Here is a 19,702-nt window from a genome sequence, read left to right as displayed (position 1 = left end):
TATTAGAGAAATGATAAAAACATTAAAATATATAGGCATAGCTATTTTATCGGCAGGGGTCTTGACTTCTTGCGACGATGACGATAGCTTCAACAATGAAACTGTAGATCTAGGTGGTTATGCATACTTAACCGATCAAAATCTTAGTGTTTTTGATAACAATGAAACCTTAAACATTGATATCTTTACTCAAAACGGAGTAACTGCAGAAAGTATGGAGTTACTTCAGGATGGTCAAAGCATAGGAACCGCTACGATTTCTGAAAATTCGGCAAGCTTTAATTCATCAGTTCTTGGAAGCTTCACTTTAGAAGATGATGAAACTTCAACGGATTATCCTCTTACGTTAGAGACTACATATTCTAATGGCAACACCTCTGCAGATACTTTTACTATTGGCGTAGAGGAAGCAATTAGTATAAGTGATGACAATATCGCTACTATAGAATTAGACTCTATTGATAATGCTAGTCTTGGGTATTCAATATTTACAAATAGCGCTAGTATCGACAGCGTGAATGTTTACCTTAAAAGAAATGCCAACGGAACATATATCACTAATAATATTTCCGACTTTCCAGAATCAGGAGAAGGTGAAATAGCTTTAAGTGACACTAATTACTCCGATTTAAATTTGGCAGTAAATGACACACTTTACTATAGATTCGCTGCTTACAGTGGTGATTTAAGCAGTGCTCAAGAGTCTACGATTATAATCATAGAACCCGAGGACGAAGAATAATAAAACCTTCATGCTAAAGCAAAGCCTCCTGAGTTAATCAGGAGGCTTTTTTTATTATAAGAATAAATAAATTTCAGAAAACAATCCCATTTCACGCCCTCCAAAACATTGGTTACACTCAAAAATATTTCACGATTTGAAATTGAAAAAAATTATAATTATGAAGTCATTACTCTCCAATAGATTAAAAAAACACTAACTCTTAGGTGTAAGATAAATAATTTGTGTTAAAAATCGCCCCTCAAAATAGCTAAAACGAATTAGCTAGTAAAATTTATGAGCTTATTAACAAAAACTACATAACATTTAATAGTTCATAAATGAAATATTCAAAAATCACTAATTATTTAGAATTCATTAATACAATTGTTATAAAAAAACCTTTTAGCTATAAATTATATTCATTAAAACACACAATTTTAACACTTGTACACACTTAAATATTGCATTCTTAACTTTTTATTGTCATTTTTGACCCGGCTAATTCAAACAATTTTTAAAAATGAAGAAAAAAACTACGATTCTACTAGCGTTTCTTTTAGCGCTAGTATCACAGGTAGCTCTTGCGTACCAACAAAACACCGTAACCGGTACGGTTACAGATTCTGATGGATTACCCATCCCAGGTGTTAATGTTATCGTAAAAGGTACTAACAACGGAGTTCAAACAGATTTTGATGGAGTTTATTCTATCGACGCAACAGAGGGCGACATTTTAGTGTTCTCTTTTATTGGTTTAAAAACGGCTGAGTATCCCGTTTCAAATGTTTCTACTATTGATGTAACACTTGAAGAAGATGCTTCTCAGCTTAGTGAAGTAGTTGTTACTGCGCTAGGTATTGAGAGAGATAAACAAAGTTTAGGTTTTGCTCAACAAACTGTTGAAGGAAACACACTTACAAAGTCTAGACAAACAGACCTTAACAATGCCTTAGCAGGTAAAGTAGCCGGGGTTCAGTTTAATGGTGCTGCGAGTTCTGGATTTTCTAATTCTAATATTAGATTAAGAGGTAACACTGGTGTTCTTTATATTGTAGATAACATTAAAGTAGGTTCTTCTTCTAATATTAACACAGATGACATTGCAGAGATGTCTGTTCTTAAAGGTGCTGCTGCAACCGCATTATACGGTCCTGAAGGGATTAATGGTGTAATTATTATTACAACAAAATCTGCTGAAGCAGGAGAAAGCTTAATTACAATAAACCACAGTACAGCATTTGAAGAAATTGCAGAACTTCCAGAATATCAAAATGAGTATGGTGGTGGATACGACCAAACTTTCCCAACTTTTTCATACGATCCTGCAGTACATCCAGCAGACTGGTCTTCTTTTGATGGCCAACCAATGGTTGAATACTACGCAGATGAAAGCTGGGGACCAAGAATGGACGGTACTCCTGTTCGTCATTGGGATAGCTGGATTCAAGGGGACCCTGAATTTGGACAATTAAGACCATTTTCACCAAACCCAGATAATATCGAAAACTTTTTTAGAACTGGTATTACAAACAACACAAACCTTACACTTGCTAAAGGTGGAGAAGATTATTCTGTTAGAGCATCTATCCAACGTGTGGGACGTGAGAGTGTTATTCCTGGAGCTGATCAAAACAGAGTTCAGGCAACTTTAAATACTACATTACAGATCAATGATAAATTAGAAGGTTTTGCAAATGTTAGTTACCAGGATAGAAGAACAACTAACTTTGTAACTACAGGTTACGGTAACGTTGCTTCTAACTTTAACCAGTGGTGGCAAAGACAACTTGATATGGATCGAGTTGAAAACTACAGAAGAGATGGACAAATCGTTTCTTGGAACATCAATAGTCCAACAGATACAAGACCACTTTACTGGGATTCTCCTTATTTAAGTATTTATGAAGGTAAATCTCCACAAACTAAAAACTCTATTTATGGAAAAATAGGTCTTAACTACGAAATCTTTTCAGACTTAAAAGCGAGTATAGAACTTAGAAAGAACTACCAAGCTTATGAGAACTCTGGCAGAAATCCATGGGGAGGACTTTCTACTCCATATTATGGTGAAAACGAAAGCACTGAAAGTACAGATGAACTTTTTGGTATTCTTACTTACGACCATGATCTTTCAGATAGCTTTGACATTACAGCAAACCTTGGTTTCGAACTACAGGATTATAACTACAAAAGCATTAGTGGATCTACAACAGGTGGCCTTCAGGCAGATGGACATTACAGTTTAAATACCTCTGTAGGAAGACCAAATGTTTCTAGCTACAAGAGTGATAGAAAAAGACAATCAGTTTTTGCAAAAGCTTCTATTGGTTATGAAGGTATTCTTTATTTAGACGGTTCTGCCCGTTTAGACTGGCAATCAACTGCTGCAGCCGATGATAACAGAGTTGAAACTTACGGAGGATCATTCAGTTTCATCTTCAGTAAACTTCTAGAATCTAATGATATTCTTACATTTGGTAAATTGAGAGCAAGTATCGCTCAGGCTCCTCAATTCCCAGATATTTACGATATCGTTCAAACTTATAATGTTGGAACGCCATACTCTAATTATGGATCACTTTCTTACCCAGGTACTTTAGTAAACCCAAGATTAATTGGTGGTGTTAGAGAAGAGGTAGAATTTGGTACAGAATTAAAATTCGTAAATAGCAGAATTGGTTTAGATGTAACTTATTTCGAAAAGACTGATGATCAACTTCCTGTAAGTGTATCATTAGACGGATCTACTGGTTATACGGCTACCAGAAGTAACGACGGTAGACAAAAGTATAAAGGATGGGAGGTTTCCTTAAACCTTGTTCCTGTAAGATCAGATGATTTCGAGTGGAATTTCACAACTAACTTCGCTACATTAGAAAGAACTGTAGAAGCAATTGCTCCAGGAATTACAACAAATGTACTTAGATCTACTTGGGGAGGCACTTCTCTTCAAGAAAGAGTAGGTGAAGAATGGGGTGCAATTTACGGTCGTAAATACGCTCGTGATGAAGATGGCAACATTCTTTTAAGTTCTGCTGGACAGCCAAGATACGAGAGTTCTCAATACCTTGGTAACGTATTACCAGATTTCACAGGAGGTATGTCTCACTTCTTACAATACAAGAATTTAAGCTTAAGTTTTGATATAGATTTCCAAAAAGGTGGTAAGATATTCTCTACTACGAAAATGTTTAACGCATACTCTGGACTTTCTATCGAAACTGTAGGAAACAACGACCTAGGAAACCCATTAAGAGATCCTGTTACAGGTGGTGCTGACAGTGGTGGTATCCTAGTTGAAGGTGTAGATGAAACAACAGGTGAACCTGCTTCTTACCACGTAAATGCTCAAACATACTACGAAAGTTATATGTTTGGTTTAGGTGAAGAGTGGTTATATAACAACTCTTATGTTAAATTAAGACAGGCAAGAATTGATTACTCTTTGCCATCTGACCTATTATCCAACACACCATTCAAAGATGTTAACATAGGTGCTTACGCAAACAACCTATGGTTAATTTATTCTTCAATTGATGGAATTGATACTTCAGAAATTGAAGATCCTGACTATGCTTGGACAGAAGGTGGACAATTACCTATGGCTAGAACTATTGGTTTAAACGTAACATTGTCATTTTAATTAATTAAGAAGAAGAATAATGAAAAATAAACTCATAAAAGTATCTACTCTAATAATAGCTGCCGCACTTACATTTACTTCGTGCGACACAGTAGACTTTAACGACACAAATGTTAACAATAACGACCCTAGTAATCCAACTCCTGCAAGTCTTTTGACAAATGCAGAAAGGTCTTTAAGTGATTATGTAGGTGCAACGACACCAAATATGTATGTTCAGTACATCTCTAATGGGCAGTACCCAGAAGAATCACAATACGGAACATTAAACTGGAGTTTTAATGGATTGTACGCAATTCTAACTGATTTAAATGGGGTTATAGAATTAAACTCTAACGAAGAAACTGCGGTTTCTTCGTTGGCTGGAGGTTCTAATGCCAACCAAATTGCTGCTGCGACAATTTTAAGAGCCTACATTCTTGAAAGTATGACGTTAAGATGGGGTAGAATTCCTTACACTGAAGCTCTTCAGGGAACAGATAACATCTATCCTTCTTACGATTCTCAAGAAGACATCTACAATGGTCTATTTGAAGAAATCAATTATGCTTTATCAATTATTGATGGAGGAAATGGTCCTACTGGAGATTTCATTTTCGAAGGCGATATGAGCCAATGGGAAGCTTTTGGTAATACTCTTAAAATGGTAATGGCCCTTAGATTATCTGAGGCAAATCCAACATTAGGTTCCAGTATGTTCAATGAAGCTTTAGGTAACGCAATCGCTTCTAATGATGGTAACCTGTTTTATCCTTACTTAGCAGATGAAAACAATGACAACCCATGGGAAGATAGATTCCTTGCTCCTAACTTCAGGAGAGATTACGCGGTTAGTGATGTATTTGTTGACTATTTAGTAGGAACTGGTTCTTCAACAGATCCAGAAGATCCAAGATTATACTCTATGGCTCAACCAGCTACTTCTGCTGGAGACTTTATTGGAGCTCCTTATGGGCAACAAAACTCTGCTATTAATGACTACTCATTTATCACAGCAGATGTTATTAACAATCAAACAGCACCGCTATATATTTTCACTTATTCAGAAGTACTTTTTGCAAGAGCAGAAGCTGCTGAATTGGGATGGACTAGTGAAGATGCAGATGCTCTTTATGAAGACGCTATCCAGGCATCTATGGACCAATGGGGTGTATCTGCAGATGATGCTACAGCTTACATCGCAGCGAATCCATACTCTGGTATCGAATCAATAAGTTATGAAAAATGGGTAAGTCTTTATTTACAAGGTTACGAGTCTTGGGCTGAATGGAGAAGATACTTAGCTTCTGATAATGAAGTTGATCTTATTATCCCATCTACTTTACTAAGTGGAGCTACAGATATTCCTAACAGACAAGCTTACTCAGCAACTGCTGGTAATCTTAACGAAGACGCCTACGAAGAAGCTGTTTCAGCGCAAGGTCCAGATGACCTTAATACTACTCTTTGGATTTTTGAATAATTCATAGTAGAATTAGCACACTTTAAAAGCCTATCAATCTATTTGATAGGCTTTTTTTGTATATTTATAACAAATCAATCATTATGAAAAATACAATTCTAGCGATTTTATCTATTGCTTTCTACAGCCACACCTATGCACAAAGTGATCTCCCCACAGCCGATCTTTCAGATGGTTATAAAATAATTAGAGGAGAAGCAAAAGGAACCCCATTTTTATTTGATAACTGGCATGTTGGTTATGGCATCTACAATAGCGGAAGTAAAAGCGAACCTCAACTTATGAACTACGATATACATCAAAATAACGTTGTTTATAAGACCAGTGAGTCTTCCAACAATATCATGGTTTTACAGGATAGTGGCTTTAAAGGCATGATATTAAAGAATGATACTAATGAAGTTCTTCTTTCTAAAATACCAGGATATGATTTCGAAAAGTCTAAGAAAGAAGAAAAATATTACGAGATAGCTTTACCCCCATCCAATAAAGTAATTATTGAATACATCAAAGAATTAGATGATCCAAACGCAAGCGGCTGGACAAGTAGTAGCACTAACAGTTATAACGCTGAATATAAATTTAAAACAAAATACTATATTCTTAATAAGGATAAAAAGTATGAGGAAGTGAAACTGAAGAACAAATCCTTAGTCAAAACATTTAAGGATAAAAAGGATCAAATTGAAAATTACATCGACAATAATAACATTGATGTTAAAACAGCTGCAGACATGGTTCCGGTTGTAGAATACTACCATAGTCTATAAAATTAATTTCAACCATTTTTAATTAAATCAGAATAGAACTAAAACCTCTATTCTGATTTTTTTATAAAGACTTATTTCTCGGTAGAAATCACCTCTTATAAACTTTAAATTTCATTTTTATTTTTAGAGGGATAAATTAAAATACTTCACCTATTTTTGTCGCATGAAAGATGCTACAACTATTTTTGGAATTAGAGCGGTTATTGAAGCTATTGAAAGCGGAGAATCTATAGATAAGATTTTTATACAAAAGAGACTTTCTGGAGAGCTTTTTTCAGAATTAAAAAAGAGCTTATCTAAAGGAAATTATAACATCTCCTATGTTCCACAGGAAAAACTTTACAATCTAAGCAAAGGTAATCACCAGGGGGTTGTAGCTAAAATAAGCCCTATCGCTTTTAAAGGTCTTGAAGAAACCGTAGAGCCGATATTAGAAAAAAAAGAAGCTCCATTTTTTCTGCTATTAGATCAGGTTAATGATGTTCGTAATTTTGGAGCAATCATAAGGACAGCAGAATGTTGCGGAGTGGATGCTATTATTATACCTGAAAAAGGTGCTGCACCTATTAATGCTGATACCGTGAAAACTTCGGCTGGGGCGGTTTTTAAAATTCCTATCTGTAAAGTGAATCATATAAAAGATGCTGTATTTTATCTTCAGTCTAGCGGAATTCAAACTGTTGCTGCGACAGAAAAAACAGACGATTTAATTTACGATATCGACTTTAAAAAACCTTCAGCAATAATAATGGGGAATGAAGCTAAAGGAGTTTCGCCTTCTATTTTAAAAACCATAGATCACAAAGCTAAACTACCTATGCATGGTGAAATAGCTTCATTAAATGTATCTGTGGCGTGTGGAGCTTTTTTATACGAGGTTGTTAGACAACGTATTTAATCGTTTTTATTCTCTGTTGCCTTTTTATAGATATAATTGACCTCAATGATATCTTCCTGCTCGCTTTCGTTAATTTCATCGGGTAATTTTTCGATAAAATTTCCGTTTTCATCAAAATGACGCATAAACTCATCTTCCTCTTCATCATAATCAGGATGCTCCCAAACATATTTTGGTGCTTTAGCAATATTCTTTTTAAAGATAAATGCAAAAAGTAAACCTACAATTAAGCCTGAAAGGTGCCCTTCCCAAGAAACTTCAGGATCTATTGGCGTAACATACCATAACAAACCTCCATAAAGAAATACAACAATTAAAGAAAGAGCAACAAGACGATAGTGTTTTGAAAAAATTCCTTTAAAAAATAAAAAAGAAGCCAGCAAATAGATAATTCCACTAGCGCCAATATGATAAGCAGGTCGTGCTATTAACCAGGTTATAAGCCCTGTTAACAACAATCCATAACCCAGGATTTTCCAGCTAATGCTACGATAAAAATAAAAAAGCGCTATTGAAAGTACCAAAAGCGGTATAGTGTTATTAAACAAATGTTTTATTCCACTATGAATAAATGGCGAAAAGAAAACGCCACATAAACCACTAAGTTTCCTAGGGTACAGTCCAAAAGGATTAAAATTAACTCCAAATCGAACTTCAATCCAGAACACTATCCAGATAGCAAGCACAAAGAGTAATGGATATCCAATTACGCCAGGAGTAAAATTAAAATCTTGCTTCTGTTTCACACTTAAAAAATTTAAAATAATACTACAAAAAAATAACCAATATCGCTTAGCAGAGATTTTGTCATTCTAATTTTTACATTTGCAAAATGAACCAGCCATTAGCAGAAAGACTAAGACCAAAAACTTTAGACCAGTATTTGAGTCAGACGCACCTTATTGGTCAAAAAGGTGCTTTACGCCAACAAATTGAACGAGGCATTATCCCTTCTATGATTTTTTGGGGACCTCCCGGTGTTGGAAAGACAACGCTTGCTAATATTATTGCTAATGAATCTGACCGACCTTTCTTTACCTTAAGTGCCATTAGTAGCGGTGTAAAAGATGTACGAGAAGTTATTGAAAAGGCAAAAAGAAGTGACGGCTTATTTACGACAAAAAGTCCGATTCTCTTTATCGACGAGATTCATCGCTTTAGTAAATCTCAACAAGATTCGCTTTTAGGGGCTGTAGAAAAAGGCTGGGTAACATTAATTGGCGCTACTACAGAAAACCCAAGTTTCGAAGTTATTTCGGCATTACTTTCCAGGTGCCAGGTTTACGTATTAAAAGCCTTTTCTAAAGATGAGCTTATCGCCTTGCTTAACCGGGCAATGAAAGAAGATAAAATTATCGCTTCAAAAAACATCAAATTAAAGGAAACTGAAGCTATTTTAAGACTTAGTGGAGGAGATGCGAGAAAATTATTAAATATCTTCGAACTTCTGGTAAATGCAAGTGATGAAGGCGCCGAAATTACCAATGATATCGTTTTTGAAAAAGTGCAGCAGAACACTGTGCTTTACGATAAAACCGGTGAGCAGCACTATGATATTATTTCAGCGTTTATAAAATCAATTCGTGGAAGTGATCCTAACGGGGCGGTTTACTGGTTAGCCAGAATGATTGAAGGTGGTGAAGATGTGAAATTTATTGCAAGAAGAATGCTAATTTTAGCCAGTGAAGATATTGGTAACGCCAATCCTACTGCTCTGGTGATCGCCAATAACACTTTTCAGGCTGTAAATACCATTGGTTATCCCGAAGCTAGAATTATTTTAAGCCAGTGTGCCACATATCTGGCCACTTCACCAAAAAGTAACGCCGCTTACGAAGCTATTGCAAAAGCATCTAGCCTGGTAAAGCAAATGGGAAATTTACCTGTACCACTGGATATAAGAAATGCCCCTACAAAATTGATGAAAGATCTTGGTTATGGCGAAAATTATAAATACGCTCACAACTACGAAGGCAATTTTGTAAAGGCAGAATTTTTACCAGATGAGATTAGAAATACCATTCTCTACGAACCGGGAAATAACTCAAGAGAAAACTCGCAGCGTGAATTTCTTCGGAAACGTTGGTCTGGCAAATACAATTACTAATCCTGAAGTTTGTAAGTGGTTTTAACCGTTTTACCAGCCTGGCGATCAAAAATCTCTACAACTAAATCTCCGCTATTGGCAAAATAGGCCATCCCTTGTTTTGTTAATGAGTTATAGATAAAATTATCTGATCCATCAGATTTTATAAGCATAGCAAAAGGCTCTGCCATTCCTTTTTGATAAAAACCGTAACCAGATTCGTTTTCTTCTAAAAAGTAAACCGAATTATCATTGGTATAGAATGTACCTTCCGCTACCGCTACTATCGCATCGTCTTCATCCATTTCGCTTTCTTCAACTACTTCAATTTCTTCTTCAGCAGCGTTAGAAACTTCAGCAGTAGCAACCGCTTTTGCTTGTTTTGAAGCTTCTTTTTTAGGAGTCTCAGAAACTATTGGATCTTCACTATACGTATAATTTAAATCCTCTAAAGAAGTAAACGCATCCCTTAAGGCTTCATGATAAGCAGCTTTATAATCTTTTTCTCTACTTCTTCCTTCTTCAGAAGCATAAACCACATTTCCGTAACAATCTTTTAATTGTAACACCATTTTTGTAACAAATAATCCAGAGTTATTCTGAACATCTGCCTCTAAAGCCAAACAGCTATTCGACTGTAATTCTGCAGGCTTTTGTGCACTTTTCATTACAGTTGAAAATCCATATTTTTCCAGTAAAAACTTTGTTAGTGCGTTTAACTGATATTGATTTTTCTCTTTAGAGAATTCATATTTTTCAGGAACAATAACATACTTATAATCGTTCACTGTTTTTTGACCATAAGTGATTGCAGTAAATAATATTGCGAATAAAACCGATAGTTTTTTCATAATCATAATAATTTAAAAATCTGTCTAAAATAACGAATATCGTCTGTATAGCCTTATTTTATAAATACAGATTAATATTTTTTAAATTGTTTAAACCTATAACATCATTGTAAGCCGACTTATTGTAATAATCAAAATAAATCGTTTGTAAACCAAAATCTGCCGCACCAACAATATCAGCTTCATAGTTATCACCAATCATAACCGATTTTTGAGGTAGCGCTTTTGCTTTTTTAAGTGAAATATCAAAAATGTTAGGATGTGGTTTTTTAACTCCGGCTTCTTCAGAGGTTGTTATAGTATTGAAATAATTCAGAATATTAGAATTCTTCAACTTTTTATGCTGAACTTCCTCAAAACCATTGGTAATAATATGTAAGGTATATTTTTTAGAAAGATAATCTAAAGCCTCTACCCCACCGTCTAAAAGATGATTATATTCAGAAAGATAAAGGATATAATCATTAGATAATTTATCTATAATTGTATCATCTGCCTGGTAAGATAAGGCTAAAAAAGAATCTTTTAATCTACCATACCGCAACTTTTCTTTAGAAACCAGATTTTTGCGATAATTCTCCCAATACTCATAATTTATAGGAACGTAAACGTCCAGAAATCTTTGAAGTTCTAAATCTATTTTATTTAGCTTAAAAATATATTCGAAAGTTAGAGCCGAGTTCTTATCAAAATCCCACAAAGTATGATCTAAATCGAAAAAAACATGCTCTATATTATTCAATTTCATGAATTTGCTTTAATAATGAGTAATATCGTTTGTTATTATAATATTCAGAAAAATCTTCATTTTTAAAGATCGCTCTAAAGGTGCCGCCTACATTTTTAACTCGCTCGTGAATTTTAACGATCTCTTTTTTTAATTCTTCGGAAGAATACTTTTTCCCAACATTAGAATTAAATATATAAGGATGGATTTGAAGCGGACTCGTAATCTCCATATTTATATCATAAAATAAATAGGAAGAGCAAGTACCCGCTCTAAATCCTAGATCATCTGGATAGCCCATCGAATAATCGTTTTCGAACTCTAATTCTGCCAACGTATTAAAATGCTCTGGGATTCCAAGATCGTAACTGGCATTTAAAACATTCTCTAATGGATAATGAATGATATTTTCTAAACGGAATTTTTCCTTTTTAAGTATTTTTAAAGTTTGCGAAGAATAATGTCCTAAAAGCAATCCTATTTTCGCATAATCTGAAACAAATTTAATGTTTGATCGATACGGAATTCTATTGTAATTAATATTACGATCGTAAAGTGTAAAATCTGCCACTTTAAACATGAAAATCGTTGAAAGTGAATGCTTTTTTATAAGACTTACCAAATCGTCAAAAACATCGAAAGGATCTTTTTTAATTTTCATCCATGACTTAATTCTATCGAAAAACCGATGAAAATGAAGTTTTACAAGATCATTTCCCCAGCCCACCATGCTTCTAATAATTCCCTTATTATTAAAAACAAAGCCATGTTCTACGGCAAAAATACTCTCTACCTGAAATTCAATCTTTTTGAATTCCATTTCTGGAAACTTTTGTCGTAAAACCTGTTTAAACTTTTGTGCCCAAATATCGACCACCGGTGTTTTTAAAAAGCTTTCTTTAAAAGCTAAACTTTCTGACACCGGGAATCTACCCGCTTCATCTTTTACATGAGGTAAATATTCTTCGTAACGTGTTAAGAGGTAAAAAGAAGCGGCAAAAATATCGAAAGGCAAATCACTATTTTCACTCACAGGGAAGAAGCAAACAGTATTTCCCCAGGGTTGTACTTTAATCTCTAATTCGCCAAAACCATGTTCTAATAAAATATCTGTATTCTGAATAAAAAACTCGTTTCCCAAAGCTTGTTTTCCGTAGGACATTTTAAAGCCATCATGCGCTACAAACTCTTCGATTTTAGAAGTAAATTTTATCTGAATTCCAAGCATATTTGTACAGATATGCTTAAAGATATAGATGATTCTTGGAGTAACTTTTTGGGTGTAGACCAGTAGCATTAAGGGTAATTTTATAAGATCGCTTCGTCTGCAAAGCTAAAATAGGACATTTCAGTTACAATTATATGATCCAGTACTTTTATATCAAGACTTTCTGAAGCTGTTTTTAGTTTTTGGGTTAAATTTTTATCGGCCATACTTGGCTTTAAAGTTCCGGAAGGATGATTGTGAGCAAGGATCAAAGAAACTGCTCCAAGTTCTAAAGCTTTCTTTAAAGTAAGCCGAACATCTACCAAAGTTCCTGTGATCCCGCCTTTACTTAGCTGAAGTTTATCGATCACTTTGTTAGAATTATTCAAATAAATAATCCAAAATTCCTCGTGAGGTAATTCTCCAATAATAGGTTGCATTAATTCGAATACAGATCTGCTAGAGGTGATTTTGGTTCTTTCCAGAGCATTTTCTAAACGTCTTCTTCTACCAAGCTCTAAAGCAGCAATAATCGTAATCGCCTTCGCCTCTCCAATACCATTAAATTTACAAAGCTGATTGACTGAAAGTTTTCCTAATTCACTAAGATTATTCTGTGTAGAAGCTAAAATTCGCTTGCTTAATTCTACAGCGGTTTCCTTTCTATTACCAGAACCTATTAAAATAGCGATTAATTCAGAATCGCTTAAAGCAAGTTTCCCTTTTCTGAGTAATTTTTCGCGTGGCCTATCGTCTACCGCCCAATTTTTGATACTAAAACCTTGTGATTGCTCTCCCATTCCGTTAAAATACAACAGATTAGAAGAGCAATAAAGATTTTAACCAATTTTATAATTCGGTTACAAACTGCTCTAGATCAATTCCTCCGTAATTACCGCTACTCATAAAAAGTAATACAGAATTATCGAAATTCGATGTTTTAAGATGCTTTTCTAAATCTGAAGTTTCAGTAATTATACTAAGATCCTCTCGTCCAAAAGCAGATTTTATGGCTTCAGCAGAAATTGGGTCCAGTTTTTTGTGGGCAACCGCTTCCGAAGAATAAAATACAATGGCTTTATCTGCAGCATCAAGTGAATTTTTATATTCAGCAATAAAACTTTCGTTTAAACTACTAAAAGTATGCAGTTCTAGACAAGCGATAACTTTTTTATCCTGAAATTGTTCCTTCACGGCTTTTACACTCGCCTTTACTTTAGAAGGGCTATGAGCAAAATCTTTAAAGGCAATAAAATCCCCAGATTCTTTAATTTTCTGAAGTCTTTTTGAAGCTCCTTTAAATGTCGAAATTGCCTCGTAGAAATCTTCTTCATCTATCCCCATATGCTGGCAAACCCATTTTGCACCGGCAAGATTACTAACATTATGTTTCCCAAAAACTTCTAAAGGCATGTCACCTTCTGGAGTTACCAGGATTGTTTCACCATCCTCGATATAATATTCTGGCGTTTGATAAGGATGTTTTCTAATAGGATTCGTGCTGTTTTCAACAATAGTTTTAAGTTCAGCATCCTCTTCGTTATACACCAGGATTCCGCCATTCACGATCTTATCTACAAAAATATTGAACTGCTCTACGTAATTTTCGTAAGTAGGAAAGACATTGATATGATCCCAGGCAATACCACTTAACAACGCAATATTAGGTTCGTACAAATGGAATTTTGGCCTGCGATCTATTGGAGACGATAAGTACTCATCTCCTTCAATAACAATAAAATCATTATCATCATTTAGCTGAATTGTATTTTCTAATCCCTCTAACTGTGCACCAACCAAATAATCTACATCTCGATTGTGATAATGCATCACATGTAAGATCATACTGGTAATTGTTGTTTTACCATGAGAACCACCTATAACAACACGAGTTTTGGTTTTAGACTGCTCAAAAATAAACTCTGGATACGAATAGATTTTTACGCCTAATTCCTGAGCTTTTAATAATTCTGGATTGTCTTTTCTAGCGTGCATCCCAAGAATAACCGCATCAAGATCACTCGTAATTTTCTCTGGAAACCAACCAAATTCTTCAGGCAAAATTCCGCAGTTTTGAAGTGCAGTTTTTGAAGGCTCAAAAATAGCATCGTCACTTCCTGAAATTTTAAAACCTTTTTTATGAAGTGCTATGGCCAAAGCATGCATTGCGCTCCCTCCTATAGCTATAAAATGAATGTTCATTATATCAATTTTTAGCAAATGTAATTATTGCTTTTATAATCGCGAAGTGAAGACTTACATATCCTGAATATCTTCCTGAAGTTCTAAAGCAATTTCAGCCTTAGCATCAAACTCTAAAGATTTCGAAATATACTTTTCTGCTTCTGGCTTATTACCTCTTTTTTCTGAAAGTTGCGCTAACTTAAGATAAGCTTCTGCCGGTGTTTTAAGATCCAGATAATTAAATCCTTCTAAAAACTTCTGCATTAAATCATCGACCTCTGAAGTTGCAACCTGAAATCTCACGGCTTCCTGAGCAAGCTCAAAATATAGATAGTTACGTATAATTAATTGAGGACTTTCTTTAGATTCCTTTATTGCCTGTTTGATAATTTTCCCTGAAACATCATCTTTCTCTTTATACGAAAAAACAAAAGCCATAGCAATACGATAATCAAGCTTGCTTAATTCTTCCAGTTTCTTTGCATGAATAAGAGATTTATCCAAACCTCCTCCCAAAACCGATGGTAATTCTAAATAAAGTTGAGCCAAAGCTCTACGACTTTCTATATGCCCAGGATCTATAGTTACCGCTTTCTCTAAATGTTCCTTAATATCTGGAATTAGAAAAGCCGCCTGAAATTTACTAATTTCCATAGCTTTCATCCCTAAGGCGCCGCCTAATTTAAAATTGTATAAAGCAGAATTAGGTTTTAAGTTCACCAAATCTTCATAGTAGGCTATTGCTTTATCCCACTTCTTGAAGTGACTATTAATATCTCCCAGATAAAGTTGTCCCAGCTCAGATTTCTTATAATTTTCTTCTAATATTCGCTGTGCTTTTACCAGTTCATAAGAATCCAGAAGAGCCTCCACTTTTTTAAAATTTTGCTGCCCCACAGCAGTTAAATTCATACTTAAAATAGCGACTAAAAAGAGTGATTTTATATCCAAACGTTAATTTTTTTAAGAAACCTGATAGTATTTTTAAGAAATCTTTCCAAAGGATTTTAACACAAAACCCACAATTAGGGGAAAAATACTAATAATTAGTAAATACAGGTCATTTTACAACGTACATATTAAAAATTATTATAATATTTGTGCTACAAACAATTTAAACTTTATTATTTATTATTCGAATTTAACACCTAGCCTATGCAAAATTTTACTTTGAGGATTAGGGGAACCAAATTGTTCCTTCTGTCCTTTGTACTATTTATGGGAGGTTTGTCGATGTATGGTCAAAGTGATTGCCCAACGCCGACAGGCACCCAAGACACTCAGTCTTTCTGCTATCTGCAAACTGTTGATGCAATTGTAACTGATGGTACAACAATTTACCGATCGGAAGACGGAACAACCCCTGTTCCAGATAACGAACTACTGGAGGATGGATTCACCTATTATGTAGGTAACGCTGACGGAACTTGTACAACAAGACTTCCCGTTACTGTTACAGTAACTTCTTCTCCAGCCCCAGTAACTGGATACGGAACTACTTTTTCTCCTGCTTTAGGATCTACTGCAGATTCTTATGATGTAGATGATTTAATCGCTACTTTACAAGATGATAACCCAGGGCAAACTCTTATTGTTTTTCAAGGACAGTTTGATGAAACTCCTTTAGCTGGAAACACCGAATTAATTGCAGAAAACTCTTACTTTGTCGGAATCGACAATGGAGGCTGTCCATCTGAAAGATTAGCAATGCGTTACGATCCTATCGTTGCAGTTGCTCCTACCGGAGATGCTGCACAAACTTTCTGTGACGGTGCTACTGTTGCAGATTTAGTTGCTCAGGGAACAAGCGAAAATACTACAGCTATCCGTTGGTATAGTACAGAAACTTCAAACCCTAATTTGGGTGATGATGTTGTATTAGTGGACGGAGAAACTTACTATGCTACCCAGATTATAAACAATGTTGGTTCAGCTTTACCTCCAACAGAAAGTGAAGAGAGATTTGAAGTTACCGTTACCGTTATCCCTCCTGTAAATGCTGGTGATGACGCTAGTACTGAGTTATGCTCAAATGACGCTTCTCTAGATCTATTTACTCTTCTTTCTGGAGATGCCGATACAGATGGTACATTTACTCTAGACGGCGCTGATATTAATGGTCAATTTGATCCTGCAAACTATACTGCTGGAACATATACAATTACATACACTGTAGCAGATGATTGTACTACAGATGATGCTACATTTACAATAACACTTACAGATCAACCAGAAGCTCCGGTTGTTGCAGACCAAGAGTTTTGTGAAACTGAAAATCCAACAGTTGCTGACTTAGCAGTTGATGCTGGTATTCTTATCTATGATGATGCTTCTTTAGCAACAGAACTGGACCCAACTACAGCTTTAGCAACTGGTACTTATTATGCAGTGGCTACTAATGGGCCTTGTGCTTCTGTTTCAACTGCATTTGAAGTTACAATTTCTGAGCAACCAGATGCGCCAGTTATCGCTGACATGGAATTTTGTGAAACAGATAATGCTACTGTTGCAGATTTAGGCTTAACAGATGTAATGATTTACGATGATGCTTCATTAACTACTGAACTTGATCCAACCACAGCTTTAGCAACTGGAACTTACTATGCAGTGGCTACTAATGGTTCTTGTGTTTCTGATACAACTGAATTCGAAATTACAATTTCTGAACAACCAGATGCACCTGTAATTACAGGAGCTGAATTCTGTGAAACAGATAATGCTACTGTTGCAGACTTAGGCTTAACAGATGTAATGATTTACGATGATGCTTCATTAACTACTGAACTTGATCCAACCACAGCTTTAGCAGAAGGCACTTATTATGCAGTTGCTACCAATGGGTCTTGTACTTCTGAAGCTACAGAATTTGAGGTAACTATTACTCCTGCTGTAGCAGCTGAAGCTGGTGATGATATGGCATTTGATGCTTGTATCAATGATACTGTAGATTTAACTGCATATTTAAGTGAAGATGCTTTAACAACTGGTGAATTTACCGGAACAGGCGTTACAGGTACTACTTTCACTGCTACTACTGCAGATACATATACCATAACTTACACGGTAGATGAAACAAACAGCTGTGTTACCACAGGTTCTTCAGACACTGCTACTTTTACAATTACCGTAAATTCACCTGTAGACGCTGATGCTGGAGAAGATATGGATTTTGACGCATGTGTTAATGAAACTGTAGACTTACTTTCATACTTAGCAGATAGCACAAATGATTCTGGTGAGTTTACAGGTGACGGTGTTACCGGTTCTTCTTTTACTGCAACATCTGCAGGAACTTATACGGTAACTTATACTGTAAATGATCAGGATAACTGTGTTACTCCAGGAACTTCAGATTCAGCTATATTTACTATCACTGTAAATACTCCATCTGATGCTGAGGCTGGTGATGATACAGAAATCGCAGCTTGTCTTAATGAAACTATCATTCTTGCTGATTATTTAAGCGATGATGCTATTACTTCTGGTGAATTTACAGGAGATATGGTAACAGACGGTATATTTACTGCAACTACTGAGGGAACTTATACTATTACTTATACGGTAGACGAAGATGATGCATGTGTTAACGGAGGCACTTCAGACACTGCAACATTCACAATCAATGTAAATGCTCCAACAGCTGCTGAAGCTGGTGATGATGCAGAAATCACGGCTTGTGTTAATGAAACTATCGATCTAATAACTTACTTAAGTGGTGACGCTAATACAACCGGTGAATTTACTGGTGATGGTGTTACAGGTACTAGTTTTACTTCTGCAACAGCAGGAACATATACAGTAACTTATTCAGTTGACGATCAAGATTACTGTGTTACTCCAGGAACTTCAGACACTGCTACATTTACAATTACTGTAAACGAGCCATCTGAAGCTGAAGCTGGAGATGATGCTGCATTTACTTTATGTGTAAATGAAAGTGTTGATTTATTTGAATACTTAAGTGACGATGCTATTACCTCTGGTGAGTTTACTGGAGATATGGTTACAGATGGTATATTCATGGCAACAACAGCTGGCACTTATACTATCACATATACAATAGATGAAGACGACACTTGTGTTACTGCTGGAACATCAGATACAGCTACTTTCACAATTACTGTAAACGCTGATGCTAATGCAGGTGATGATGTTACTGAAAATATTTGTGCAGCCGATACTACGGTAGACCTAAATACATTATTAATTGGAGCAGACGAAAACGGAGTTTTCTCACTTGAAGAAAACGACCTAACTGACGCTAACTTTGATATTAGTACTGTTGGTACATACGAGTTCACTTATACGGTAACTAATGATTGTGGAACAGATTCTTCTAGTTTAACAATTACAGTAAATGAAATTCCTGAAGCTCCTGCTACAACTGACGCAGAGTTTTGTGAAATCGAAGGTGCTACTTTTGCTGATCTTGACATCACTGGAGACAACATAGCTTTCTATTCAAGTGCAGATGCTAATCCAGATAACATGATCCCTGCAACTGATATCTTAACTTCAGGTACTTACTATGTAACTCAGATGAGTGCTGCTGGTTGTGAGTCTGAAACAGCAGCTATTACAATCACTGTTAACGATCCAGGAACTCCAACAATCGATCCTAGTGAATTCCAGATTTGTGAGTACGACGAAAGAACTGTTGCTTACTTAACTGATGGAATTACAAGTAGTGGAGATATCACTTGGTATGATGCTGCTGAAGGTGGAAGTGCTATAAGCGAGAGCGCTCTATTAGTAGACGGCATGACATATTATGCTAGTGCTTACAATAGCACTACAGGATGTGAGAGTGCTGAAAGATTAGCTTATACTGTAAACTTTACAGAATGTGCACTTGTATTCCAGGAAGGTATTTCTCCTAATGGTGATGGTCTAAACGACACTTTCGATATCCAATATCTAGAAGATGAATATCCAAATTACGAGATAGAAATCTATAATAGATGGGGTAATATGGTTTACAAAGGAAATGCTAGTACTCCAAACTGGGATGGTACTCCAACTGAATCTTCTCTTGGAGATGATGTACTACCTGTGGGAGTATACTTCTACGTGATTGAGTTTAATGACGGATCAACTCCTGCTAGACAAGGAAAAGTATACTTAAGCAGATAATCAGGATAAACACTAGA

Annotated in this window: 14 protein-coding genes; 7 read left to right on the top strand and 7 right to left on the bottom strand. The window is 35.5% G+C overall.

Annotation, left to right across the window (positions count from 1 at the left end; translation table 11 throughout):
* Positions 1-10 precede the first annotated feature (10 nt).
* From IIF7_RS08710 to rlmB, 5 genes are all read left to right on the top strand, one after another.
* On the top strand, positions 11-742 hold the full coding sequence (locus IIF7_RS08710) for a hypothetical protein (protein WP_084841302.1): 732 nt from the start codon (positions 11-13) through the stop codon (positions 740-742).
* Between the two features lie 502 nt (positions 743-1,244).
* On the top strand, positions 1,245-4,367 hold the full coding sequence (locus IIF7_RS08705; RefSeq protein WP_084841301.1) for a SusC/RagA family TonB-linked outer membrane protein: 3,123 nt from the start codon (positions 1,245-1,247) through the stop codon (positions 4,365-4,367).
* Positions 4,368-4,386: 19 nt separating this feature from the next.
* A complete protein-coding gene (locus IIF7_RS08700; RefSeq protein WP_084841300.1) occupies positions 4,387-5,829 on the top strand; it encodes a SusD/RagB family nutrient-binding outer membrane lipoprotein in 1,443 nt (480 codons plus the stop codon).
* Between the two features lie 83 nt (positions 5,830-5,912).
* Positions 5,913-6,599, top strand: coding sequence for a hypothetical protein (locus tag IIF7_RS08695; RefSeq protein WP_084841299.1), 687 nt, complete (start codon positions 5,913-5,915; stop codon positions 6,597-6,599).
* A 163-nt stretch (positions 6,600-6,762) separates the two neighbouring features.
* Positions 6,763-7,497, top strand: a complete 735-nt coding sequence (gene rlmB / locus IIF7_RS08690) for a 23S rRNA (guanosine(2251)-2'-O)-methyltransferase RlmB (protein ID WP_084841298.1) — start codon at positions 6,763-6,765, stop codon at positions 7,495-7,497.
* On the opposite strand, the gene IIF7_RS08685 is transcribed toward rlmB, so the two are convergent.
* A complete protein-coding gene (locus IIF7_RS08685) occupies positions 7,494-8,243 on the bottom strand; it encodes a rhomboid family intramembrane serine protease (protein ID WP_084841297.1) in 750 nt (249 codons plus the stop codon). The two genes, rlmB and IIF7_RS08685, sit on opposite strands and share 4 nt — an antisense overlap.
* 86 nt (positions 8,244-8,329) lie before the next feature.
* On the opposite strand from IIF7_RS08685, the gene IIF7_RS08680 reads away from it, so the two are divergent.
* Entirely contained in the window at positions 8,330-9,604 is a 1,275-nt protein-coding gene (locus IIF7_RS08680; RefSeq protein WP_084841296.1) for a replication-associated recombination protein A, read from the top strand.
* On the opposite strand, the gene IIF7_RS08675 is transcribed toward IIF7_RS08680, so the two are convergent.
* The 6 genes from IIF7_RS08675 to IIF7_RS08650 are packed head-to-tail and all read right to left on the bottom strand — an operon-like array spanning position 9,601 to position 15,503.
* Positions 9,601-10,434, bottom strand: a complete 834-nt coding sequence (locus IIF7_RS08675; protein WP_084841295.1) for a hypothetical protein — start codon at positions 10,432-10,434, stop codon at positions 9,601-9,603. The two genes, IIF7_RS08680 and IIF7_RS08675, sit on opposite strands and share 4 nt — an antisense overlap.
* Positions 10,435-10,492: 58 nt before the next feature.
* Positions 10,493-11,182 (bottom strand): YjjG family noncanonical pyrimidine nucleotidase, encoded by a 690-nt coding sequence (locus tag IIF7_RS08670; RefSeq protein ID WP_084841294.1) that lies wholly within the window; start codon positions 11,180-11,182, stop codon positions 10,493-10,495.
* Positions 11,169-12,458, bottom strand: coding sequence for a polysaccharide deacetylase family protein (locus tag IIF7_RS08665; protein WP_245801594.1), 1,290 nt, complete (start codon positions 12,456-12,458; stop codon positions 11,169-11,171). Before IIF7_RS08665 ends, IIF7_RS08670 begins: the two co-directional genes overlap by 14 nt.
* Before the next feature lie 11 nt (positions 12,459-12,469).
* Entirely contained in the window at positions 12,470-13,168 is a 699-nt protein-coding gene (radC, locus tag IIF7_RS08660; RefSeq protein ID WP_084841471.1) for a RadC family protein, read from the bottom strand.
* A gap of 49 nt (positions 13,169-13,217) precedes the next feature.
* A complete protein-coding gene (locus tag IIF7_RS08655) occupies positions 13,218-14,570 on the bottom strand; it encodes a UDP-N-acetylmuramate--L-alanine ligase (RefSeq protein ID WP_084841292.1) in 1,353 nt (450 codons plus the stop codon).
* Positions 14,571-14,624: 54 nt separating this feature from the next.
* Positions 14,625-15,503 (bottom strand): tetratricopeptide repeat protein, encoded by an 879-nt coding sequence (locus tag IIF7_RS08650; protein ID WP_139801298.1) that lies wholly within the window; start codon positions 15,501-15,503, stop codon positions 14,625-14,627.
* Positions 15,504-15,707: 204 nt separating this feature from the next.
* Between IIF7_RS08650 and IIF7_RS08645 the strand changes: the two genes are divergently transcribed.
* Positions 15,708-19,685 (top strand): gliding motility-associated C-terminal domain-containing protein, encoded by a 3,978-nt coding sequence (locus tag IIF7_RS08645; protein ID WP_084841290.1) that lies wholly within the window; start codon positions 15,708-15,710, stop codon positions 19,683-19,685.
* Positions 19,686-19,702: the final 17 nt, after the last annotated feature.

The sequence above is a fragment of the Zunongwangia atlantica 22II14-10F7 genome, from assembly GCF_002094855.1.
Lineage (GTDB): Bacteria > Bacteroidota > Bacteroidia > Flavobacteriales > Flavobacteriaceae > Zunongwangia > Zunongwangia atlantica.
Note: the sequence above shows the minus strand (reverse complement) of the source record. Positions and strands in the feature narration are given on the sequence as shown.